Source organism: Cytobacillus sp., from assembly GCF_964223445.1.
GTDB lineage: Bacteria > Bacillota > Bacilli > Bacillales > Cytobacillaceae > Cytobacillus.
Genome location: NZ_CAXQGS010000019.1, coordinates 1 through 23,854 on the forward strand (window position 1 = coordinate 1; position 23,854 = coordinate 23,854).

Here is a 23,854-nt window from a genome sequence, read left to right on the forward strand (position 1 = left end):
CGAGCCGGCTGAAAGGTTGTTCTTTAACCTTTTGGACGGATTGAAAGAAATGTTGAGGTGACTGCCCAGGAACGGCTTATGACCTCGAGTCCCCAGGAGCCGAAACTAGACAAGTTTAGACCCGAGAGCCGATGGCGCCTGGAGTTAGACAGTAATCACGTTCAAAATTTCAAGCCTTTAACTTGTATGAAATTATACTGCATCTTGCCCCTCAGTGCGAACCCCTCTGTAAAACAAAATTATTTTATCAATTTTTCTCATGGCTTAACAGTTAAAAACCCGATTGTTTAACGATTAAATAATACAGGTATGTATAGATTACACAAAAATTCCGTATACTGTTAAAAACGTATAAATACTTGTTTTTCGGGCATGGCAAGGAATAAAGAGGGAGTGGACCTATATGAACTTCAAACCGAACTTGTTTGACAAAAAAGGCGGGGCTTCTGCCAGAATCTCGCATGAAGAAACAAACTCTGCTGAAAAATTGGCTGCTGAACTGAAGAATATTCTGCCTGCGGGCATCAGCTGCCGTCCCATCGTTTTTGTCTGCATTGGCACAGACCGCTCTACAGGCGATTCATTAGGTCCGCTGGTCGGCACACTCCTCGAGGAAAAATCCATTTCATCTTTCCATGTATACGGAACACTGGAGGACCCAATCCATGCCGTAAACCTGGAAGAAAAACTGAATGAAATTAAAAAGAAACATTTTAATCCCTTTATCATCGGGATCGACGCCTGCCTGGGCCGCTTAAAAAGCGTCGGAGTCATTCAAATCGGAGAAGGCCCTGTCAAGCCTGGCGCCGGAGTTAATAAAGACCTGCCGGAAGTAGGAGACATGCACATAACCGGCATCGTCAACGTCAGCGGATTTATGGAATTCTTCGTCCTCCAGAACACAAGGCTCAACCTCGTCCTGAAAATGGCCAAAACCATCGCAGGCGGCATCTATGAAGCAAGCCTGACCCACCAGACAGCGCCAGCATGGCCTGCATTCAAGTGGGAACTGAACCGTGAACAAACACCTTAATGAATAGGAAGCCGCAGGGGAAATCGGCCTGCGGCTTTTTTGGTTAGCTGGGGGAGGGGAGGGGATTGCTCTGTTGGCACATCTTTTTGCGCTGATTTGGTTAGTTTATGCGCTATCTGATTATACTTTTGCGCGCTCACCCGATTTATGCGCCGTTCTCACTTCTTTTCGCGCTGTTATTCCTATTTTATGCGCTGCTGCAGCCGGCTTTTGCGTCAATTCCATTAGTTTATGCGCTGCACACCCAGAGGTTTAGACAGGCGCCGCAAGCACAATAAATTCCGATGCACATGCTTCACACCTATGCACAAACAGCTAAATCCCCATCACCTAAAAATAAATCCCGTAAAAATAAACAACCGACACAATAATCCCCGTAATCACAATTCCAGGAAGCAGGTTCGCAACTCTGATCTTTGTAATTCCTGTCAGATTCAGACCAATCGCAAAGATCATGATTCCGCCTGTCGCGGTCATTTCCTTAATAAAGCTGTCCATAAGAAGCTGGGGGACAAACCGGTCGATCTGGGTGGCAAAAAGGGCAATGAGTCCTTCATAGAGCATAACCGGAAAAGCTGAAAAGAGTACACCAATCCCTAATGTAGTCGTTAAGATGAGGGAGGTGAAGCCGTCAATAATCGATTTGGTATAAAGAACCGAGTGATCGCCGCGGATGCCGCTGTCGAGCGCGCCGATAATGGCCATAGCGCCAATGACAAAGATAAGCGTAGCCGTTACGAAGCCCTGGGAAATGCTGCCCTGGCCTTTTGAGCCGATTTTTCTTTCGAGCCAATCGCCAAGTTGGTTCAGCTTATCTTCGAGAGCTAAGGATTCCCCAATAACCGCCCCGAAAACAAGGCTTAAAATCACAACCAGGAAATTCTCGCTCTTCAAGCCCATTTGCAGGCCGAGCACCATGACAGCCAGGCCGATCGCATGCATCACCGTGCCCTTCATGCTTTCAGGAATGCGATGGAGCAATTTCCCAAGCAGTGTTCCAATAATAATCAATAATCCATTCACAAGCGTACCTAGCAAAAACATATTCTTCACCTTATTATTTCGCAATGCGAATTATTTTCTATTAAAATTACCACGAAAGGTACTGACCTACAATCTTTTTTTATGGAACCCTGTAAAAAAATAAACCATCATTAAGATGGCTTACGAATTGGTTTCTAAAAGTTCCATAATGCGTTCCAAATCTTCTTTTGAGAAAAATTCAATCTCTATTTTCCCTTTGTTTTTGGACTGTTTAATATGGACGGTGGTTCCGAATCTTTCTCTGAGAGAGGATTCGCGTTCCTTAATAAAAATATCTTTTGGTGCATTTTTCTTTTTCGTTTCACGTGAAACATCATTCAGCTGCTGAATCAGCTGTTCAAGCTGACGGACATTTAAGCCGTCTTTAACTGTTTTTTCAACGAGCGCCTGCAGCTTCTCTTTTTTTCGCAGACCCAATAGTGCTCTGCCATGGCCCATGGAGATTTTGCCTTCCGAGATCAGCCCTTGGATTTTTGGAGGAAGGGACAGGAGCCTGATATGGTTCGCAATATGCGGCCTGCTTTTTCCAAGGCGCTTGGCCAGCTCCTCTTGTGTCACCTTAAGCTTCTCCATTAACAGCTGGTATGCAGCCGCTTCTTCAATGGGAGTTAAGTCTTCACGCTGCAGATTTTCAAGAACAGCGAGCTCCATCATCTGCTGTTCGGTTAATTCCCGAACGACTACAGGAACTCTCTCAAGATTCGCTTCTTTTGCTGCCCGGTAGCGGCGCTCCCCGACTACAATCTCATAGCCCTTGATGCTTTTGCGGACGATTATCGGCTGCAGAATTCCGTGTTCAAGGATGGACTGCTTCAATTCCTCGATGGCTTCCTTTTCAAACACTTTGCGCGGCTGATAAGGGTTGGGACGGATGTCCTTTATTTTGACTTCATGCACAGTTTCTTCTTTTTCGGTTTCAATATTATTGAAAAAAGCATTCAGACCTTTTCCTAAACCTTTAGCCATTTGAAACCACTTCCTTTGCCAGTTCTAAATATACTTCAGCTCCGCGTGACTTCGGATCATAAGTAATGATAGGTTCTCCATGGCTCGGAGCTTCTCCCAGCCGTACATTGCGGGGAATGATTGTTTTATATACTTTATCCTGAAAATATTTTTTCACTTCTTCAATGACCTGAATGCCAAGATTTGTACGGGCATCAAGCATCGTCAGCAGAACGCCTTCAATTTTCAAATCATGATTCAGATGCTTCTGCACAAGGCGGACCGTATTCAGAAGCTGACTCAGACCCTCAAGCGCATAGTACTCACATTGCACTGGTATGATGACGGCATCTGAAGCAGTCAGCGAGTTAATGGTCAGTAATCCAAGGGAAGGAGGACAGTCAATAATAACATAATCAAAATTTGCCTTCACTTCTTCCAGAGCCCTCTTTAATCTTACTTCCCGTGAGATGGTCGGCACCAGTTCAATTTCTGCGCCTGCCAGCTGAATGGTTGCCGGGATAGCGTATAAATTCTCTACAGAAGTTGGCTTTATAACCTTTGATGCTTCCACATCATCAACGAGAACGTCATAGATGCAATGATCGACATCTGCTTTTTCGATGCCGATTCCGCTTGTTGCGTTACCCTGCGGATCAATGTCGACCAGCAGCACTTTCTTCCCTATGTATGCCAGGCATGCGCCAAGATTGACAGAAGTGGTCGTTTTGCCGACTCCGCCTTTCTGGTTCGCAACGGCTAAAATCTTGCCCACGGTGTCACCTGCTTTCATCTATCAGTATTACAATCTATTTATCTGCAAATTTATTAGAATCGTTAAATCACGTAGTCTATTTTATCATGAAAAACAGGGCAGAATAATTTTTTTGTAAAAAATAAGAAGATTCTAATAGTCTTTTTATCGTTCCTTCAAAAAAACGCGAAAAACAAAACAGGGAATGCCCCCGCTTTATCTTTCGCGTAAAAAATTATTTCTTTTTAGGAATCTTAATCGTGATTTGATAAAATTCATCAAATTCTTCTTCTTCCGAATCAAGATTAATTCCGCTGTCAGAAACCATGGATAAAGATTGGCGGATCGTATTAACCGCAATTCTCATATCCTTGCTGAATGCTTTGCGCTTCGGCTTCGGCTTTGGATTTTTCTGTTCGAGAATTTTGACAACCCTGTCTTCTGTCTGCTTCACATTCAGATTCTTTTCCACAATCTCCTGCAGCAGGGCGACCTGCTTTTCAGGGTCTTTCAGCGGGATTAGCGAACGGGCATGCCGCTCTGTGATCGATTTGTTTAATAATGCATCCTGGACAGGCTGCGGCAATTTCAGCAGCCGAAGCTTATTTGCAACGGTTGACTGGCCTTTTCCAAGGCGCTGTGCCAATGCTTCCTGTGTCAGATTATGCAGTTCTAAAAGCTTTCCGTAGGCAACAGCTTCTTCAATCGGAGACAGTTCTTCCCTTTGAAGGTTTTCAATTAAAGCCACTGAAGCCGTTTCCGTATCACTTAGATTTTTTACGATAGCCGGAGCTTCTTCCCAGCCCAGTTTTTTCATGGCCCGGTATCTGCGTTCACCTGCTATGATTTCAAACTGGCCACCCTCAAATTCCCTTACGACAATCGGCTGGATGATTCCATGCGTATGGATGGTCCGAGAAAGCTCTTCTATCTTCTCATCATCAAACACCGTTCTTGGCTGAAAACGGTTGGGGACGATTCGATCAATAGGTATCTTCTTAACTTCTTCTCTGTCGCTTAAGTCTTCAATATCCAATTGTTCTTCTGCTGGTTTTTCCGCTGTAACTTGTTCTCCCTTTTCGCCTAGGCCAAAAAAGCGTGAGAAAGAATGCTTCATCACCCTGCACCACCTTTACGAAACTCCCTATAACATATTCTCTATCATCATGACAAATCCTGCTGGACAGGAGCAATATAAATATCTGGAAAAATCGATTAGTTTACACCATTATGTCATACAATGGCAAATTGCGCACCCTATTCAATTGGTGTTTTATTGGGTGTCCCCGGCTTACGCGGGTACTTTTTAGGAGTGCTCTTTTCTTTTTTTATGATTAAAATATTGCGCTCACTTTCTTCCTCAGGCAAGGTAAACGTGTGGGAATCCACGAGTTTTCCTCCCAGTACAGAGATTGCCTTTTTACCGGCATCCAGTTCCTCTTTTGCACTGGCACCCTTCATAGCAACAAATGTGCCGCCTGTTTTTGCCAGAGGCAGACAAAGCTCACTTAAAACGGACAATCTGGCAACAGCCCGTGCTGTCACAACATCAAAAGACTCACGGTACTCTTTATTCTGGCCAAAGGATTCCGCCCGGTCATGGATAAAGCGGACATTCTCAAGCTCCAGCTTCTTCGCCAAATGCTCCAGAAACCCTATACGTTTATTCAGCGAGTCAACGATTGTAATATGTAAACCCGGAAAAGCAATTTTAATCGGTATGCTTGGAAAACCTGCACCAGCACCGACATCACAAACCTTTAACGGCTGGTTGAAATCAAAGTAAAAAGCAGCGCTTATCGAGTCATAAAAATGCTTGAGATAAACATCTTCCTTTTCCGTGATGGCGGTTAAATTCATTTTTTCATTCCATTCCACAAGTGTGGAATAGTATGTGTCATATTGCTGCAATTGCTGTGGCGAAAGGGCAATTCCCTTCGCCGCCAGCATTTCTGTAAATTGTTCGGTATTCATCTATAAATCCTTTCGGTTCTCAGACATGATCGGATTTCCCCTTTTACTCCGCTGAAACTCTTGCAATTCTGCCCTGTTCTAAATAAACAAGCAAAATAGAGATATCGGCAGGGTTTACACCGGAAATTCGAGAAGCCTGCGCGAGAGATAGCGGCCTTACTTCCTTCAGCTTTTGTCTTGCTTCGGAAGCCAGCCCGTTAATATCATCATAATCGATGTTTTCAGGGATCTTCTTGTTCTCCATCTTCTTCAGTCGCTCTACCTGCTGAAGTGACTTTTCAATATAGCCTTCATACTTGATCTGGATTTCCACCTGCTCGGAAACATCCGGATCAAGTGGATTCTCAGCCGGAATAAGCTGATGGATATGATCATAAGCCATTTCCGGACGCTTCAGCAGATCAGAGGCGCGGATGCCGTCTTTCAGCTCGCTTCCGCCCTGACTTTTAATCAGCTCCTGCACATCAGAAGTCGGCTTGATGATGATGCCTTGCAAACGTGATTTTTCTTCTTCAATCGCCTGTTTTTTCAGCTGGAATTTCCCATAGCGTTCTTCACTGATCAGCCCTACTTTGCGGCCGAGCTCTGTTAAGCGCAGGTCGGCATTATCATGGCGAAGCAGCAGACGGTATTCCGCTCTTGAAGTCAATAGACGGTAAGGCTCGTTCGTGCCTTTAGTCACAAGATCGTCAATCAGGACGCCAATATAAGCATCTGATCGGCTTAAAATGACTTCTTCTTTATCCAGCGATTTTAATCCGGCATTCATGCCTGCCATTAGCCCCTGGCCGGCAGCCTCTTCATAGCCGGATGTCCCGTTAATCTGGCCTGCAGTATAGAGATTTTTCACCTTCTTGGTTTCAAGTGTCGGCCATAATTGTGTAGGTACGATGGAATCATATTCAATCGCATAGCCGGCACGCATCATCTGTACATTTTCAAGTCCCGGGATAGTTCTGAGAATCTGCTGCTGCACATCCTCAGGCAAGCTTGTTGAAAGCCCCTGCACGTATACTTCCTGAGTATTCCGGCCTTCAGGCTCCAGGAAGATCTGATGGCGCGGCTTATCGTTAAAGCGGACAACCTTATCTTCAATTGACGGGCAATAGCGCGGACCAGTTCCTTTGATCATGCCGGAGTACATTGGCGAGCGATGAAGATTATTGTCGATCAATGTATGCGTTTCTTCATTGGTATACGTCAGCCAGCAAGGCAGCTGGTCTGTAATATACTTGGTCGTTTCATAGGAAAAAGCTCTGGGCACATCATCGCCAGGCTGGATTTCCGTTTTGCTGTAATCAATGGAGTGGCTGTTGACGCGCGGCGGTGTTCCTGTTTTAAAACGGACCAGATCAAAGCCAAGCTCCTGCAGGTGTTCTGAGAGCTTAATGGACGGCTGCTGGTTGTTAGGACCGCTTGAGTACTTGAGCTCACCGAGGATGATTTCCCCTCTTAAGAAGGTTCCGGTCGTAATAACTACGGCTTTTGAATGATAGACGGCACCTGTCTGGGTGACGACGCCCCTGCATTCTCCATCTTCGACAATCAGCCGTTCAACCATTCCCTGAATAAGTGTCAGGTTTGGTTCATTTTCCAGCGTTTTTTTCATTTCATGCTGATACGTGAATTTATCGGCCTGAGCTCTTAACGCACGGACTGCAGGGCCTTTTCCTGTATTGAGCATGCGCATCTGAATATGGGTTTTATCAATATTTTTGCCCATTTCTCCGCCAAGAGCATCGATTTCCCTTACCACAATCCCTTTTGCAGGACCTCCGACTGAAGGGTTGCAGGGCATAAAGGCTACCATATCCAGGTTGATTGTAATCATTAATGTCTTTGCGCCGAGACGGGCCGAAGCAAGGCCTGCTTCTACACCCGCGTGTCCGGCTCCGACTACTATGACATCATAACTTCCAGCTTCATATGTCATGATGCGGCCTCCTTTGCTGCAATCAGAAAAGCACAGGCACAAGCTTTTAAAAGCCACGGGCTGAGCCAGCCGATTGCAAAAGTTAAAAATCTATTTCCGCTGCGTCAGCTGACACAGCCTGCCTAAATCATCTATTTTCCTAAACAGAACTGCGAGAATAACTGGTCGATCAAGCTTTCATGGACGCTGTCACCAATAATTTCACCAAGCAGCTCCCATGTTCTCGTCAAATCAATCTGAACAATGTCAATCGGCGTTCCCATCTCAACACCCTGCATCGCTTCATCGATGGCATTTTGAGCCTGGTTCAATAGGGCAATATGGCGGGTATTGGATACATATGTCATATCTCCGGCTTCGATGGAGCCTGCAAAGAATAAAGAAGCAATGGCTTCCTCAAGATCGTCGACTCCCTGATCCTCCAATAAAGAGGTTGTAACCAGTTTATGATGCTTGGAAAGCTCACGCACGCGTTTCATGTCGATTTTTTGGTCAAGGTCGGTTTTATTGACAATTACAATAACATCCATGCCTTCGACCGCTTTGAAAATATTTTCATCCTCAGACGTCAATTCATCCGAGTAATTGAGCACGAGCAAAATCAAATCTGCTTCCTTTAATACCTGCCTTGATTTTTCAACACCAATCCGTTCCACAATATCTTCCGTTTCGCGAATGCCGGCTGTATCAACCAGGCGGAGAGGCACTCCTCTTACATTCACGTATTCTTCGATGACATCACGGGTTGTGCCCGGGATATCTGTTACAATCGCCTTATTCTCGTGAACAAGGCTATTCAATAAGGAAGATTTTCCAACGTTTGGCCGTCCGACGATTACAGTTGAAAGTCCTTCACGCAGAATTTTCCCCTGCTGTGAGGTCTGAAGAAGCTTTTCGATTTCCTTCTTTACATAAGAAGCCTTCTCCATCAGCATATGATGGGTCATTTCCTCGACATCATCGTACTCCGGATAGTCGATATTGACTTCTACATGGGCAAGAATCTCCAGAATTTCCTGCCTAAGCTTCTGAATAAGCTTTGACAGCCTTCCTTCCATCTGGCCAAGTGCCATGTTCATAGCCCGGTCAGTCTTCGCACGGATTAAATCCATAACCGCTTCTGCCTGAGATAAATCAATCCGCCCGTTCAAAAAGGCGCGCTTTGTAAATTCACCAGGCTCTGCCAGGCGTGCACCATTATTCAGCAAAAGCTGCAGCACGCGGTTTACGGAAACCAGTCCGCCATGGCAGTTGATTTCAATGACATCTTCTTTAGTAAAGGTTTTCGGCCCCTTCATGGCCGAAACCATTACTTCCTCAGCAATCTGTCCGGTTTTGGGATCCATAATATGTCCATAATGAATGGTATGGGACGCAACATCCTTTAGACGCTTGCCTCCCACTCCTCTGAACAGCCGGTCCGCAATTTCAAAAGCCTGGTCACCGCTCAGGCGGACAATGGCAATGGCTCCTTCCCCCATCGGAGTAGATATCGCGGCTATTGTATCAAATTCCAATTCATTCACCTCTCTTTTTTCTGTTTTATCGATCTATATAACGAAAAGCGGAAGGCGCCCGCTTGTCGGCGACAAGCATAAGACAAGCCGGCTGAAAGGTTGTTCTTTAACCTTTTGGACGGATTGGCTTATGACCTCGAGCCGATGGCGCCTGGAGCTAGACAGTTATCCAAGTCAAAGGAAAGTTTTCTTATCTTTAGAAATAATAATATCGATTCCCCAAATTAATAGAATATCACATGGTTTTTTTTTAGAAAAGCATATCAGCCCGCGATTCCGGCTTGTCCATCAGTCACATGTTACTTATCAACAGCCAGCTTAAATACACCCGCTGAAAAATTATCCACACGTCTCATAATTAATATGCTCTATTTTAACTTATCCACATGTGAATAACAATAAAACCAATTGAGATTTAATAATTTGCGGGAAATGACAAAGTGCGACAAAAAAAATCCCAATCCGTAAATGGACTGGGATTTGCAATATAAGAAATTTTTATATTTTGAACGTCGATAACTGTCTAGCTACAGCGCTGCGCTTCCGCTTTTCCTGCTATCTTGTTCTGGCTGGTGCGATGACAATATGACGATGCGGGTCATTGCCATCAGAATACGTATTGATTCGCTTATTATTTACGAGGGCGGTATGGATCACTTTGCGTTCATATGAAGGCATAGGTTCCAGTGCTATTTCTTTTCCCGTCTTCAAAGCTTTTTGAGCAAGCCTTTCAGCCAGTTGAATCAGGGTATCCTGGCGTCTTTTCCGGTAATCCTCTGCATCAAGCACTACATTTAAGTACTGCTCCGCATAGCGGTTAATGACCAGCTGTGTCAAATACTGGAGGGAATTGAGCGTTTGTCCCCTTTTTCCGATTAAAAGAGCAATCTTTTCACCGGATAGGATAAATTGAACATTTTTTCCGTCCCTTAATGTTTCAATTTCAATGGTCACGCCCATTTTCCCGCTGACGTCTTTGAGGAACTTTTCGGCTTCCTCAATCGGATCAGGTTTCTTCACAGCTTTCACCACGGCCGGCCGGGATCCGAAAATCCCGAAAATGCCTTTTTTACCCTCATCAACGATAGTAATCTCTAAGCGGTCTTCTGTTGTGTTTAATTGAGCTAAAGCTGACTCTACTGCTTCCTTGACGGTCTGTCCTGTAGCAGTTACTTGTTTCACTTTTTGGCTCCTCCTGCATTTCCGGCCGCTGCAGCTTTCAGGTCCGGACCTTTAATGAAATACGTTTGAACGATCATGAAGATATTCCCCACTACCCAGTATAAAGAAAGAGCTGCCGGGAAGTTAATGGCAAAAATAACGATCATAATCGGCATTAGGTAAAGCATCATTTTCATTTGTGCAGCCATTTGCCCCGTATGCTGAGTGCCGGCCATCATCATTTTCTGCTGAATGAACGTTGTCACACCTGCAATTAAAGGCAATAAGTAAATTGGATCCGGAGAACCAAGGTCAAACCAAAGGAAATTATGGTTTGCGATTTCGCGCGTACGTGTAATCGCATGATAGAAACCGATCAGGATCGGCATTTGAATCACCAGCGGGAAACATCCTGCAAGCGGATTAACGCCGTGCTTTTGGAATAAAGCCATTGTTTCCTGCTGCAGCTTTTGCTGGGTTTTCTGGTCTTTTGAGCTGTATTTTTCACGAAGCTTCTGCATTTCTGGCTGTATCGCCTGCATCGCTTTTGAACTTCTCGTTTGTTTAATCATTAATGGCAGGATGACCAGCCGGATAATGATCGTCACAATAATAATCGATAGTCCATAGCTGCCGCCTGCAAATTCCGCTACCTTAATAATAAACAGCGAAAGCGGGTAGACAATATACTCGTTCCAAAAGCCTTCACTTTCAGATGTAATCGGCTGGTTGATTTCTGTACAGCCCGATAAAAGGGCCATCACAAACACTAAACCGATTAATAGGAATATTCGTTTCTTCAACCGTTTTTTCCTCCTTAATTGCTCCTGATAATAGTATGGATATCATTTGCTTGTCCCCCTCAGAGGGCACACGCTCATATGTATCTTATTTTACCATCTTTTAAAATGAAGTGCTTCAAAATAAAGATAGATAAAGATTATTGATTTTTAGTATTTCCAAGTCCCGGTTTATTCAAAACCCGCGAAACCTTCAATACATGGATCAGACTCTTTTTAACTTCATGAAAATCCATTTCTGCCACCGGTTTCCTCGCAATGACGATCAGATCATACTGCGGCTTAATTTCCTCCTCCAGTTCTAAGAATGCCTGGCGGATATACCTTTTGATCTGGTTCCTCATAACGGCATTGCCGATTTTTTTACTGACAGAAAGGCCAATGCGGAAATGATTCTGCTCCTCTTTTCTCAAGATGTAAACGACAAATTGACGGTTGGCGAATGACTTTCCCTTTTTAAAGGCCTCTTGAAATTCTTTATTCTTTTTTACACGGAACTCTTTTTTCATGTCATCACCTTTTCAAAAAAGCGCAGAGCGCCTTGGACATTTATCTTTACATGGAAAAAAAGACCACTGACGTTTCAGTGGCCTAAGCAGATAATACTTTTCTTCCTTTGCGGCGGCGGCGAGCTAGAACGTTACGTCCGTTCGGAGAGCTCATGCGGCTGCGGAAACCATGAACCTTGCTTCTTTTACGCTTGTTTGGTTGATAAGTTCTTTTCATATATGACACCTCCCTGAGGAATTGCTGTTAAAGACAGTCTTTCTAATTATATAGATGTAACTAGAAAATTGTCAACTATGCATATAAGTCAATCTGCCTTCAATGGCAAAAAAATTAGTTTCGGCTCTTTCTTTCATAATTTGTTTTTTCTTATAAAGTTAGTTCGTTGATCTCCGCTGCGGGCACTTGCTTTCCGCGGGGAGGAACAGGAGCCTCCCGCAGGACAGTGAATAAGCTTCCTTGAATCAACACCGCACGAAGAAAATGCGAATGCATTTTCGAGGATCAAGTGCCCTGCGCTCCAATCAACTCAGCAGTTAAAATTTATTATGAATAAACAACTTACGAAATAACATTTAAAAACGCTTTGCTGCTCTTTCTCTTTTTGCATATCTGAAAGAACCCACTCAGAAAGTTTACCTTCTTTTTGCCTGAATGTCATCCTAAAATTTCATTTTTCCACGTTTTTCTCATTAGTTCATTGTAAAAGCTGCTATTTTAGACTGCAAATTCTGACGGTCTCCAGATGACCTGGCCACGAAAAAATGGCATCTCTCTATCTGATATTCAGAATTGGATTTTCTAAAAAAACAGGGCTGTGGATAAAATTTCGACAGCATTTTCATTATCCACATCACATATTGACAAGTTTTTCACACAACCAGAGGCTGTGGACAATTTTTATGAACAGGGATGGCATGTTGTGGATAAAGGTTTAAAAAGCATTGCAGACAAAAGCATTATCTGTTATCATAATTGTGTTTTAACACTTAATAAATCATTGTGTATATCTTCATTATCCACAGATTGTGGATAACATGTGGACAGGTTATCCAAGGGGTTTGTAAAAGTTTGTCCACAGACAGTGGATACTGTCGAAATTCCACTTTACTTCCTTATTATATATTTTTCCACATAAACAGTTTCGTATATTTATAAACTTCAGGGTTATACAGCGTGTATAACCTATCGTTTTTGTGGCTCGAAACAAAGAAAAGCGGAAGGTGTCCTTCGAAAGACACCGGAGCTGGACAGTAATCTAAATTCCCAATTATAGATGGAAAAGGAGGGATATCATTGGAAAACATTGCGGATCTTTGGAATAATGCTCTGGCCAATATCGAGAAAAAAATCAGCAAGCCCAGTTTTGATACATGGCTGAAATCGACAAAAGCGCATTCTCTGCAGGGAGACACTTTAGTCGTTAAGGCCCCGAATGAGTTTGCCCGTGACTGGCTTGAAGAGCGCTATTCCCAGCTGATCTCCGGAATTCTTTATGACATAACCGGTGAAGAATTAGGAGTAAAATTCATCATTCCGCAAAATCAAAGTGAAGAAGAAGTCGATCTTCCTCTTCCTCCAAAAAAGAAAAAGCCGGAGGAAGAACAGCAGGAACTGCCATTAACGATGCTAAACCCGAAATATACATTCGACACGTTTGTCATCGGGTCCGGAAACCGCTTCGCCCATGCAGCTTCACTTGCTGTAGCCGAGGCTCCGGCTAAGGCATACAATCCTTTATTTATTTACGGGGGAGTTGGACTCGGAAAAACTCACCTTATGCATGCAATCGGCCATTATGTATTAGATCATAATCCATCAGCTAAAGTCGTATACTTATCTTCCGAGAAATTTACGAATGAATTCATTAACTCGATCCGAGATAACAAAGCGGGAGATTTCCGCGATAAATATCGAAATGTGGATGTTCTTCTTATCGATGATATTCAGTTTCTTGCTGGAAAAGAACAGACACAGGAAGAGTTTTTCCATACTTTTAATACCTTGCATGAAGAAAGCAAGCAGATCATCATCTCAAGCGACCGTCCTCCAAAGGAAATTCCTACGCTGGAAGACCGTCTTCGCTCCAGGTTTGAATGGGGGCTAATTACTGATATTACTCCTCCCGACCTTGAAACGCGTATTGCGATCCTGCGCAAAAAAGCGAAAGCAGAGGGACTTGATATTCCTAATGAGGTTATGCTGTATATTGCCAATCAGATTGACTCCAACATCCGTGAACTTGAGGGTGCTCTGATTCGTGTAGTAGCTTACTCCTCTTTAATAAATAAAGATATTAATGCAGATCTTGCAGCAGAAGCATTAAAGGATATTATTCCAAGCTCCAAACCGAAAGTTATTACCATCCATGAAATTCAAAGGGTGGTTGGGGAACACTTTAATGTAAAGCTTGAGGATTTCAAAGCGAAGAAACGAACAAAGTCTGTCGCATTCCCCCGCCAGATTGCCATGTATCTATCAAGGGAATTAACCGACTTTTCTCTTCCTAAAATAGGGGAGGAATTTGGCGGAAGGGACCATACGACCGTCATTCATGCCCATGAAAAAATTTCAAAGATGCTTCAGTCAGATTCACAATTTGAAAAGCAGCTGAAAGAAATCAATGAAATGCTAAAGGTATAATGTGTATAACTTGACCAAACTTACACACAGTCTGTCCACATGTGGATAGGCTGTGTTTCCTTTCAAAAAATGCAGTTATCCACATACTAACAGGAACTACTAGTACTTCTACTATTTTTTTATAAAAAATATATATATTCAATACGCCATTAAAATATGCTTGGAGGATTTAAAAAATGAGATTTATAATCCAGCGCGACCGTTTGGTCCAAAGCGTCCAGGATGTTATGAAAGCAGTAACAAGCAGAACGACTATTCCCATCCTAACGGGGATTAAAATTGTCGCTTCTGAAGAAGGAGTCACATTAACGGGAAGCGACTCTGATATTTCAATCGAATCTTTTATTCCTAAAGAAGAAGCAGGGGATGAAATTGTCGAGATCAAACAGGCTGGTGCCATTGTGCTCCAAGCGAAGTTCTTCAGCGAAATCGTTAAGAAGCTTCCGACTGACAGTGTAGAGATCAGCGTTGAAAACCATTTACAGACAGTCATCCGTTCAGGTAAGTCTGAATTCAATCTTAATGGTCTGGATGCTGAGGAATATCCTCACTTGCCTCAAATCGAGGAAGAGAATGTGTTTAAGATTCCTACAGACTTATTAAAAGCAATGGTTCGCCAAACGGTATTCGCAGTGTCCACCTCAGAAACACGCCCTATCTTGACAGGTGTAAACTGGAAGGTGGAAAACGGGACATTAACCTGTATTGCAACAGATAGTCATAGGCTGGCATTAAGAAAAGCGCAAATCGAAACAAATGCCAGCGAAAGCTACAATGTGGTCATTCCGGGAAAAAGCTTAAGTGAACTAAGCAAAATTCTTGATGACAACAATGATTTAATCGATATCGTTATTACTGAAAACCAGGTTCTCTTTAAGGCTGAACATCTGCTGTTCTTCTCAAGGCTGCTGGAAGGAAATTACCCGGATACATCCAGATTGATCCCTTCAGACAGCAAAACAGATGTTGTCGTCAATACAAAGGAATTCCTGCAGGCTATTGACCGTGCCTCTTTATTGGCAAAAGAAGGCCGCAATAATGTGGTCAAGTTCTCAACAATTGATGGCGGTGTAATCGAAATTTCATCCAACACACCTGAAATCGGAAAAGTTGTCGAAGAAGTGCAGAGCAAATCCGTAGAAGGCGAAGAATTAAAAATCTCCTTTAGCGCGAAATTCATGATGGATGCCCTAAAAGCACTTGAAGGCTCTGAAATTACAATCAGCTTCACCGGAGCCATGAGACCATTCATCATAAAACCTTTAAACGATGAATCCATCCTGCAATTGATTTTGCCAGTAAGGACTTATTAAGAAAAAGCTGCCGGTTTTGCCGGCGGCTTAATTTTTTTTATAAACTGACCTCTTATCTGCCAGAATATCGGCCAATTGCAGGGGAATAATGAAAATAAACAGCTGCAGGCGAGTTTTCTTTGTGTATCTGCGATTTATTTAGTAAAATAGAATATTAGATACCATTCTGAAATTGTTTTGCCAAAGTGCAGAAATCACTGCAGCACTTGAAGTCGGACAATGGGAAAGAGTGAAAATATGACGGAAATTCAAATTGATACAGAATATATTACGCTGGGCCAATTTTTAAAAGCTGCTGATGTGATTCAAACAGGCGGACTGGCCAAATGGTTCCTGAGTGAATACGAAGTCTTCGTCAATGGGGAACAGGATCAAAGACGGGGAAGAAAGCTAAGAACCGGGGATAAAATCGAAATTCCGGATATGGGTGAATTTACGATCATCTAGCCCGCTGTTCTCAGCGTTAAAATTTAAAAGGATGTAGCGTCTATGCATATAGAGCAGTTGCTATTAAAAAATTACCGGAATTACGAAGAGCTTGAAGTAAATTTCGAAAATAAAGTAAATGTAATTTTGGGTGAGAATGCCCAGGGAAAGACAAATGTCATGGAATCGATCTATGTGCTGGCAATGGCAAAGTCCCATCGGACATCAAATGACAAAGATCTTATTCGCTGGGATCAGGAATATGCTAAAATAGAAGGAAGGGTCCAAAAAAGGCAAGGATCCCTGCCAATGCAATTAGTCATCAGCAAAAAAGGCAAAAAAGCCAAATGCAATCATATAGAGCAGCAGAAATTAAGCCAGTATGTCGGCAATATGAATGTTGTGATGTTCGCGCCTGAAGATCTCCATCTTGTGAAAGGGAGCCCTCAAGTAAGGCGTCGTTTTATTGATATGGAAATTGGGCAGGTTTCACCTGTCTATTTGCATGATATCAGCCAGTATCAGAAAATCCTCCAGCAGCGCAACCACTACTTGAAAATGCTCCAGATCAAAAAGCAGACCGACCATACCATGCTTGAGATTTTAACAGAGCAATTCATTGAGATGGCTGCAAAGATTGTTTCAAAGCGTTACGAGTTTCTCAGACTCCTTGAGAATTGGGCACAGCCGATTCATGAAGGGATATCAAGAGGGCTCGAGACCTTAAAAATTGAGTACAAGCCTTCTGCCGAGGTATCAGAAGAACAAGATTTGTCGAAAATGGTTAAAGTATACCAGGATAAATTTGCAAAAGTGAAAAACAGGGAAATAGACCGGGGCGTTACCATGTTTGGGCCGCATCGCGATGACCTGATTTTTCATGTGAATGGGCGCGATGTGCAAACATTCGGTTCACAGGGACAGCAAAGAACGACAGCTCTGTCAGTTAAGCTTGCCGAAATCGAACTGATCCATTCTGAAATTGGAGAATATCCCATTCTGCTGCTGGATGACGTCCTCTCGGAATTGGATGATTATCGTCAATCCCATTTATTGAATACCATTCAAGGGAAAGTACAGACGTTTGTCACTACTACAAGCGTTGATGGAATAGACCACCAGACACTTAAAGAAGCAGCAGCGTTCAGTGTTGAGGCAGGGAGAATCAAGAAGATTCAGTGAGGTGATCGCATGTACATCCATATAGGTGAAGATGTATTGGTCCGGGCAAGGGATATTGTCGCCATAATTGATAAAGAAACAGCCCTTGCTTCCGAGTATGCGGAAGAGCGTAAAGAGAACCTGGAGGAGTCAGTTGTGAACCTCGCAAAAGGTTCCTATAAATCTGTAGTCGTCACAACAGAAAAGATCTATTTTTCTCCGCTATCCTCAGGTACGTTAAAGAAACGATCCCATAAATTAAGTGTTCACGAATTTTAAAGAAATGCAGGACTGCCGGAAGAACTTCCCTGATGGAACGAAAGGCAAGTCAGTGAAAACTACAGTTTGGCTCAACTCAGGAAGCCAGGCTTTTGTATAGATTAGTGAAATGGAAAGTGTAGGTGACCGATGTGGCAATGGAGCAAAAGGCAGTGCAGGAACAATCCTATGATGAGAATCAGATACAGGTACTGGAAGGTCTGGAAGCAGTTCGGAAGCGTCCGGGAATGTATATCGGTTCAACAAGTGCCAAAGGGCTTCACCATCTAGTTTGGGAAATAGTCGATAATAGTATTGATGAAGCACTGGCAGGCTACTGTTCTGAAATCAATGTGATTATCGAAAAGGATAATAGTATTACGGTAGTGGATAACGGACGAGGTATACCAGTCGGAATCCACGAAAAAATGGGACGCCCGGCAGTCGAAGTCATTATGACAGTTCTGCATGCAGGCGGTAAATTCGGAGGCGGAGGATACAAGGTTTCCGGAGGCTTGCATGGAGTCGGTGCTTCTGTGGTTAATGCTCTCTCAACTGTGCTGGAAGTATTTGTCCATCGCGATGGAAAAAAATATTATCAGAAGTTTGAGCGTGGAGTCCCAAGTGCAGATCTTGAGGTGATCGGCGAATCCGACCATACCGGAACAACCATCCACTTTAAGCCGGACAGTGAAATCTTCACTGAAACCCTTGAATATGATTATGAAACACTTGCAAACCGCATCCGTGAACTGGCATTCCTGAATAGGGGATTAAAGATCACGATTGAGGATAAGCGTGAAGAAAACAAGAAAAATGAATATATGTACGAGGGTGGAATTAAATCGTACGTTGAACATTTGAACAGAACGAAGGAAGTTCTTCATGAAGAGCCTATCTATATTGATGGCGAACGGGAAGGCATTACTGTTGAAGTATCCATTCAGTATAATGATGGATTTACAAGCAATATCTATTCTTTTGCCAATAATATTCATACCTATGAAGGCGGTACGCATGAATCCGGATTTAAGACAGCCTTAACAAGGGTTATCAACGACTATGCACGTAAAAATGGCGTCTTTAAAGAGAGTGACGCAAACCTTTCCGGTGAAGATGTCCGTGAAGGCTTAACGGCTATTGTATCCGTTAAACATCCTGATCCTCAGTTTGAAGGGCAGACCAAAACGAAGCTTGGAAACTCTGAGGTGCGTGCAGCAACCGATACGATTTTCTCTGAAGCTCTTGAAAAATTCATGCTCGAAAATCCGGCTGTAGCCAGAAAAATTGTTGAAAAAGGACTTATGGCAGCAAGAGCAAGACTGGCCGCCAAAAAAGCAAGGGAGCTTACAAGAAGGAAGAGTGCTCTTGAAGTATCCAGCCTGCCTGGTAAACTCGCTGACTGTTCTTCTAAAGATCCTTCTATAAGCGAAATTTATGTGGTTGAGGGTGACTCTGCGGGCGGATCTGCCAAGCAGGGGCGTGACCGTCATTTCCAGGCGATCCTTCCTCTTAGAGGGAAGATTCTGAACGTAGAAAAAGCCCGCCTGGATAAAATCCTGTCCAATAATGAGGTCCGTGCGATTATTACCGCAATCGGAACCGGTATAGGCGAAGATTTTGATATCTCCAGGGCCCGCTATCATAAAATTGTCATCATGACGGATGCGGATGTCGATGGTGCACATATCCGCACGTTACTATTAACGTTCTTTTACCGTTATATGAGGCAGATTATTGAGGCTGGCTATATCTATATTGCCCAGCCGCCTCTATACAAGATCCAGCAGGGCAAAAAGATTGAATATGCCTATAATGACCGCGAGCTGGATAAAATTCTTGGCGAACTTCCGAGCCAGCCTAAGCCGGGAATTCAGCGCTATAAAGGACTTGGGGAAATGAACCCGGGCCAGCTTTGGGAAACGACAATGAATCCGGAATCAAGAACCCTTCTCCAGGTGAATCTTGAGGATGCCATTGAAGCTGACGAAACGTTTGAAATCCTAATGGGTGACAAGGTAGAGCCTCGCCGGAACTTTATTGAAGAAAATGCGGTTTATGTAAAGAATCTGGATATTTAATTGTAAAAGCAAGCCTACAGCACAGGCCAAGGGCCTTCGCTTTCTTTCAGGATAGAGGTTCTCTATCCTGCTTTTACATAATTGGTTTATTCTTTTTATTTAATGCCCCAAGTGCGTCTAATTTATGAAAAAAAGCAGGATCTGTATGGAAAGACCATGCAGGTTTCAGCTAAACGAAGTGACAAACGGATGACAGTTCATCCTGCGTCTCTTTAAAGGAGGTTCCTTTAAATGGCCGATACACCGAATTCTCAAGTAAAAGAAATTAATATTAGCCAGGAAATGCGTTCATCATTCCTGGACTACGCCATGAGTGTAATTGTTTCACGTGCCCTTCCGGATGTACGGGATGGTTTAAAGCCGGTTCACCGAAGAATCTTATATGCAATGCATGATTTAGGGATGCATTCTGATAAACCATTTAAAAAATCGGCCCGTATTGTTGGGGAAGTAATCGGTAAATACCACCCGCACGGTGACTCCGCAGTATATGACACGATGGTTCGTATGGCTCAGGATTTCAACTATCGCTATATGCTTGTTGAAGGACACGGAAACTTTGGTTCTGTCGATGGTGACGCTGCAGCTGCGATGCGTTATACAGAGGCCCGCATGTCCAAAATCTCTATGGAGCTTTTGCGCGATATTAATAAAGACACGATTGATTACCAGGATAACTATGATGGTGCTGAGAAAGAACCAGTCGTTATGCCTGCGCGTTTTCCAAATCTTCTCGTAAACGGAACTTCTGGAATTGCCGTTGGTATGGCGACCAATATTCCGCCCCATCAGCTTGGTGAAGTAATTGATGGAGTGCTTGCCATCAGCCAGGAGCCGGATCTCACTGTTCAGGAGCTCATGGAAATCATTCCAGGTCCAGACTTCCCGACTGCCGGTCTTATTCTTGGACGAAGCGGCATCCGCAAAGCTTACGAAACAGGCCGCGGTTCCATTACACTAAGGGCCAAAGTGGAAATCGAGCAGAAGTCCAATGGAAAAGAAGTTATCATTGTAAATGAAATTCCTTACCAGGTGAATAAAGCAAAGCTGATTGAAAAAATTGCCGAACTGGTTCGGGATAAACGAATTGATGGCATTACTGACCTGCGTGATGAATCAGATCGAAACGGTATGCGCATTGTGATCGAGGTCCGTAAAGATGCGAATGCCAATGTTCTGCTGAACAACCTTTATAAGCAGACGGCTCTTCAGACAAGTTTTGGCATAAACCTGCTTGCGCTTGTAGATGGCCAGCCTAAAGTTCTAAATCTCAAACAATGTCTGCAGCATTATCTGGATCACCAAAAGGTCGTAATCCGCCGCAGAACAGAATTCGAATTGAAAAAGGCAGAAGCCCGTGCACACATTTTGGAAGGTTTAAGGATTGCCCTTGATCACCTGGATGAAGTAATCAACCTTATCCGCAGTTCTCAAACAACCGATATCGCACGTGAAGGCTTAATGACCAAGTTCAATCTTTCTGAAAAACAGGCCCAGGCGATCCTTGACATGCGTCTGCAGCGTTTGACTGGCTTAGAGCGCGAAAAGATTGAAGACGAATATTCAAGCCTTGTAGCATTAATTGCTGAATTAAAAGCTATTTTGGCTGATGAAGAAAAAGTATTGGAAATTATCCGTGAAGAATTAACCGAAGTAAAAGAGAGATTCAACGATAAACGCCGTACAGAAATAGTTGCCGGCGGAATCGAACAAATTGAAGACGAAGATCTAATCCCGCGCGAAAATATTGTTCTTACGCTAACTCATAAGGGATACATCAAGCGTCTTCCTGTCTCGACTTACCGTGCCCAAAAACGCGGTGGCCGGGGTATTCAGGGAATGGGAACCAATGAGGATGACTTTGTTGAACACCTCATTACCACTTCCACACACGATACCATCCTTTTCTTCACGAACAAAGGAAAGGTGTATCGCGCTAAAGGTTATGAAATTCCTGAATTCAGCCGTACTGCGAAAGGGATTCCAATCATTAACCTTCTTGGAGTGGACAAAGATGAATGGGTAAATGCAATTATTCCTGTTGAAGAATTTGCCGATGATTGGTTCCTGTTCTTCACAACTAAGCAAGGGATTTCCAAGCGTTCACCATTATCATCATTTGCCAATATCCGCAATAATGGCTTAATTGCCCTGAATCTTCGCGAAGATGATGAATTAATTTCGGTGCGTCTGACAGATGGCAGCAAGGAGATCATAATTGGAACCAGCCATGGCATGCTGATCCGATTCCCGGAAGAAGATGTTCGTTCTATGGGTAGAACAGCTACTGGTGTTAAAGGAATAAACTTAAGTGCCGGTGATGAAGTTGTTGGCATGGAAGTCCTTGAGGATGACAGCCAGATTCTGATCGTAACTAAAAACGGTTATGGAAAACGCACTCCTGCCGAAGAATACCGTGTTCAAGGCAGAGGCGGTAAAGGAATCAAGACCTGCAACATCACAGACAAGAACGGAAGCCTAGTTTCCATGAAAGCTGTCACGGGAGAAGAAGACGTTATGCTTATTACAACAGGCGGAGTACTAATCCGAATGGCAGTGAACGATATTTCCACTATGGGAAGAAACACGCAAGGTGTCAGACTCATCCGTATAAATGAAGATGCTGACGAAGCGGTATCCACTGTAGCGAAAGTTGAAAAAGAAGAGGAAAAAGATGAAGAAGAATTAACAAAGCCTCTTGAAGATGCCGATTCACTTCCTGAAGAAGAAGTAAATGGAGATAATAGCGAAGAATAAATTTTAAGGAACACAGATTTGTGTTCCTTTTTTTTGTCCAAATAATGTAAAATGGTATAAAAGACTCATTACATTTGGAGTGTGGAAACGGTGCGTGTACCTATACAGGAATTAAGAGAGGGCTGTATTTTATCAGAGGATGTTTTCAGTTTGACGAATCGCCCTATTATCAGCCAAAAAACAGTGCTGACGAAGGAACTGCTGGATATGATGAAAGTATTCCTGATTGATGATGCGGAAGTTGAAACCACCATGGTTAACGGAAAGCCTTTTGCTTCTGAAGGAAGCCTGGAAGACGCTGAGGAACTGATAGAATCAAATGAATCAAGTTTTTTAAATGCATTCTTAACAGGCGTTCAAAATTTCAAAAAAGAATTTATGTCCTGGCAATCAGGCCTTCACGTGGATATTGCAAAAATAAGAAATATTATGATTCCGCTGATTGAAAAAATGGAGAAAAACCCTTCAGGAATCTTTTCCCTGCATCATCTTTCTACGAATGAAGATTATTTATACCAGCATTCTATAGCTGTGGGTATGATCAGTGCCTTTATAGGGAAAAAACTAAGTTTGAATAAGGGGGAAATTGTGCAGCTTGCCCTTGGAGGCTGCCTGGCAGATGCGGGCATGGCGAAAATAAACCCATCCATCCTGCATAAAAGCAGTTCATTAAACTCCGAAGAATTTGAAGAAATTAAAAGACATTCAACCCTTAGCTTTAAAATGGTTCAGAATATATCTTTATTAAGAGAAAGCACGAAGGTCGGAATTATCCAGCACCATGAGCGGCTGGACGGCAGCGGCTATCCGTTTGGAGAACAAAGCAGCAAAATCAATCAGGCTGGAAGAATCATTGCGGCAGCGGATGCATTTCATGCCATGACATCCCAAAGACTCTACAGACGGAAACAATCTCCATTTAAAGTGCTTGAAATGCTGCTTCAGGATAGCTTCGGCAAATATGATATCCCATCCATTCAAGCTCTGGGTTCCGGCATCATGAACTTTTCCATTGGCAGCTTGGTAAAGCTCTCTGATGGCCAGACTGCAGAAATACTTTTTATAGAAGATAAATCACCTACGAGACCGCTTGTGAAACTTGTAGAAACCGGAGAAATAATTCCTTTAGAGAAAAACCGCCAGTTATATATTGATGAAGTGTTAAAATGACTGCATACTGCGGTCTTTTTTATTTAGGCTGTTAAAGGTTTATTGCTGATTACAGCAGGCAAATTTAACAGATCTTCCTTTTATAAAAAAAAGATTTAGTTTCTATTAAAAAGTGCTTGCAATTAATAGAGAAGGGTTGGTATACTTATTCAAGTCAGCAAGAGGTTCACATCATCATCTAACGAGATAAAAAAACTTGTTGACATTGAATATCAAAAATGATATATTAATTAAGTCGCCTCAAGCGGCGGATTGATCTTTGAAAACTGAACGAACAAAAACGTCAACGTTAATTCTTTAGTCTTTTTTGAAAAGACAACTTATGAGCTTAATCAACTCTTATATGGAGAGTTTGATCCTGGCTCAGGACGAACGCT

General features: G+C 43.1%; 20 protein-coding genes. 9 read left to right on the plus strand and 11 right to left on the minus strand.

Going from position 1 to position 23,854, the window contains the following annotated elements; all coding sequences use genetic code 11:
* Positions 1 to 403 precede the first annotated feature (403 nt).
* Positions 404 to 1,033 (plus strand): spore protease YyaC, encoded by a 630-nt coding sequence (gene yyaC / locus ACEQ1T_RS02175; protein ID WP_206841016.1) that lies wholly within the window; start codon positions 404 to 406, stop codon positions 1,031 to 1,033.
* A gap of 330 nt (positions 1,034 to 1,363) precedes the next feature.
* On the opposite strand, the gene ACEQ1T_RS02180 is transcribed toward yyaC, so the two are convergent.
* From ACEQ1T_RS02180 to rpmH, 11 genes are all read right to left on the minus strand, one after another.
* A complete protein-coding gene (locus tag ACEQ1T_RS02180) occupies positions 1,364 to 2,077 on the minus strand; it encodes a DUF554 domain-containing protein (RefSeq protein WP_370221579.1) in 714 nt (237 codons plus the stop codon).
* 120 nt (positions 2,078 to 2,197) lie between these two features.
* Positions 2,198 to 3,043, minus strand: coding sequence for a ParB/RepB/Spo0J family partition protein (locus tag ACEQ1T_RS02185; protein ID WP_370221580.1), 846 nt, complete (start codon positions 3,041 to 3,043; stop codon positions 2,198 to 2,200).
* Positions 3,036 to 3,797, minus strand: coding sequence for a ParA family protein (locus ACEQ1T_RS02190; RefSeq protein WP_206841021.1), 762 nt, complete (start codon positions 3,795 to 3,797; stop codon positions 3,036 to 3,038). Before ACEQ1T_RS02190 ends, ACEQ1T_RS02185 begins: the two co-directional genes overlap by 8 nt.
* A gap of 214 nt (positions 3,798 to 4,011) precedes the next feature.
* Complete coding sequence (gene noc / locus ACEQ1T_RS02195; protein ID WP_370221581.1) at positions 4,012 to 4,893, minus strand: nucleoid occlusion protein; 882 nt, start codon at positions 4,891 to 4,893, stop codon at positions 4,012 to 4,014.
* A gap of 140 nt (positions 4,894 to 5,033) precedes the next feature.
* Positions 5,034 to 5,750, minus strand: coding sequence for a 16S rRNA (guanine(527)-N(7))-methyltransferase RsmG (gene rsmG / locus ACEQ1T_RS02200; protein WP_370221582.1), 717 nt, complete (start codon positions 5,748 to 5,750; stop codon positions 5,034 to 5,036).
* A 43-nt stretch (positions 5,751 to 5,793) separates the two neighbouring features.
* The gene (mnmG, locus tag ACEQ1T_RS02205; protein WP_370221583.1) at positions 5,794 to 7,683 is read right to left on the minus strand and encodes a tRNA uridine-5-carboxymethylaminomethyl(34) synthesis enzyme MnmG; all 1,890 of its coding nucleotides are present in this window, start codon (positions 7,681 to 7,683) and stop codon (positions 5,794 to 5,796) included.
* Positions 7,684 to 7,814: 131 nt separating this feature from the next.
* Positions 7,815 to 9,200: a tRNA uridine-5-carboxymethylaminomethyl(34) synthesis GTPase MnmE gene (gene mnmE, locus ACEQ1T_RS02210; RefSeq protein ID WP_206841030.1), complete on the minus strand. Its 1,386-nt coding sequence runs from the start codon at positions 9,198 to 9,200 to the stop codon at positions 7,815 to 7,817.
* Between the two features lie 555 nt (positions 9,201 to 9,755).
* On the minus strand, positions 9,756 to 10,382 hold the full coding sequence (jag, locus tag ACEQ1T_RS02215; protein WP_206841032.1) for an RNA-binding cell elongation regulator Jag/EloR: 627 nt from the start codon (positions 10,380 to 10,382) through the stop codon (positions 9,756 to 9,758).
* Positions 10,379 to 11,164 carry a YidC family membrane integrase SpoIIIJ gene (gene spoIIIJ / locus ACEQ1T_RS02220; protein ID WP_206841033.1) on the minus strand — a complete coding sequence of 262 codons (786 nt, stop codon included), beginning with the start codon at positions 11,162 to 11,164 and terminating at the stop codon, positions 10,379 to 10,381. The genes jag and spoIIIJ overlap by 4 nt, the downstream gene beginning before the upstream one ends.
* A gap of 137 nt (positions 11,165 to 11,301) precedes the next feature.
* The gene (gene rnpA / locus ACEQ1T_RS02225; protein WP_206841035.1) at positions 11,302 to 11,670 is read right to left on the minus strand and encodes a ribonuclease P protein component; all 369 of its coding nucleotides are present in this window, start codon (positions 11,668 to 11,670) and stop codon (positions 11,302 to 11,304) included.
* 82 nt (positions 11,671 to 11,752) lie between these two features.
* Entirely contained in the window at positions 11,753 to 11,887 is a 135-nt protein-coding gene (gene rpmH / locus ACEQ1T_RS02230) for a 50S ribosomal protein L34 (RefSeq protein ID WP_019382473.1), read from the minus strand.
* Positions 11,888 to 12,964: 1,077 nt separating this feature from the next.
* On the opposite strand from rpmH, the gene dnaA reads away from it, so the two are divergent.
* From dnaA to ACEQ1T_RS02270, 8 genes are all read left to right on the plus strand, one after another.
* A complete protein-coding gene (gene dnaA / locus ACEQ1T_RS02235; protein ID WP_206841037.1) occupies positions 12,965 to 14,311 on the plus strand; it encodes a chromosomal replication initiator protein DnaA in 1,347 nt (448 codons plus the stop codon).
* Between the two features lie 176 nt (positions 14,312 to 14,487).
* Positions 14,488 to 15,624 carry a DNA polymerase III subunit beta gene (gene dnaN, locus ACEQ1T_RS02240; RefSeq protein WP_275721015.1) on the plus strand — a complete coding sequence of 379 codons (1,137 nt, stop codon included), beginning with the start codon at positions 14,488 to 14,490 and terminating at the stop codon, positions 15,622 to 15,624.
* Positions 15,625 to 15,861: 237 nt separating this feature from the next.
* Complete coding sequence (gene yaaA / locus ACEQ1T_RS02245) at positions 15,862 to 16,071, plus strand: S4 domain-containing protein YaaA (RefSeq protein WP_370221585.1); 210 nt, start codon at positions 15,862 to 15,864, stop codon at positions 16,069 to 16,071.
* 42 nt (positions 16,072 to 16,113) lie between these two features.
* Entirely contained in the window at positions 16,114 to 17,232 is a 1,119-nt protein-coding gene (recF, locus tag ACEQ1T_RS02250; RefSeq protein WP_206841041.1) for a DNA replication/repair protein RecF, read from the plus strand.
* Positions 17,233 to 17,241: 9 nt separating this feature from the next.
* Entirely contained in the window at positions 17,242 to 17,490 is a 249-nt protein-coding gene (remB, locus tag ACEQ1T_RS02255) for an extracellular matrix regulator RemB (protein WP_206841044.1), read from the plus strand.
* 137 nt (positions 17,491 to 17,627) lie between these two features.
* Positions 17,628 to 19,550, plus strand: coding sequence for a DNA topoisomerase (ATP-hydrolyzing) subunit B (gene gyrB, locus ACEQ1T_RS02260; RefSeq protein ID WP_370221587.1), 1,923 nt, complete (start codon positions 17,628 to 17,630; stop codon positions 19,548 to 19,550).
* Positions 19,551 to 19,781: 231 nt separating this feature from the next.
* Positions 19,782 to 22,307 carry a DNA gyrase subunit A gene (gene gyrA / locus ACEQ1T_RS02265; protein WP_370221588.1) on the plus strand — a complete coding sequence of 842 codons (2,526 nt, stop codon included), beginning with the start codon at positions 19,782 to 19,784 and terminating at the stop codon, positions 22,305 to 22,307.
* Positions 22,308 to 22,397: 90 nt separating this feature from the next.
* Positions 22,398 to 23,477, plus strand: coding sequence for an HD-GYP domain-containing protein (locus ACEQ1T_RS02270; RefSeq protein ID WP_370221589.1), 1,080 nt, complete (start codon positions 22,398 to 22,400; stop codon positions 23,475 to 23,477).
* The last annotated feature ends 377 nt before the right edge of the window (positions 23,478 to 23,854 follow it).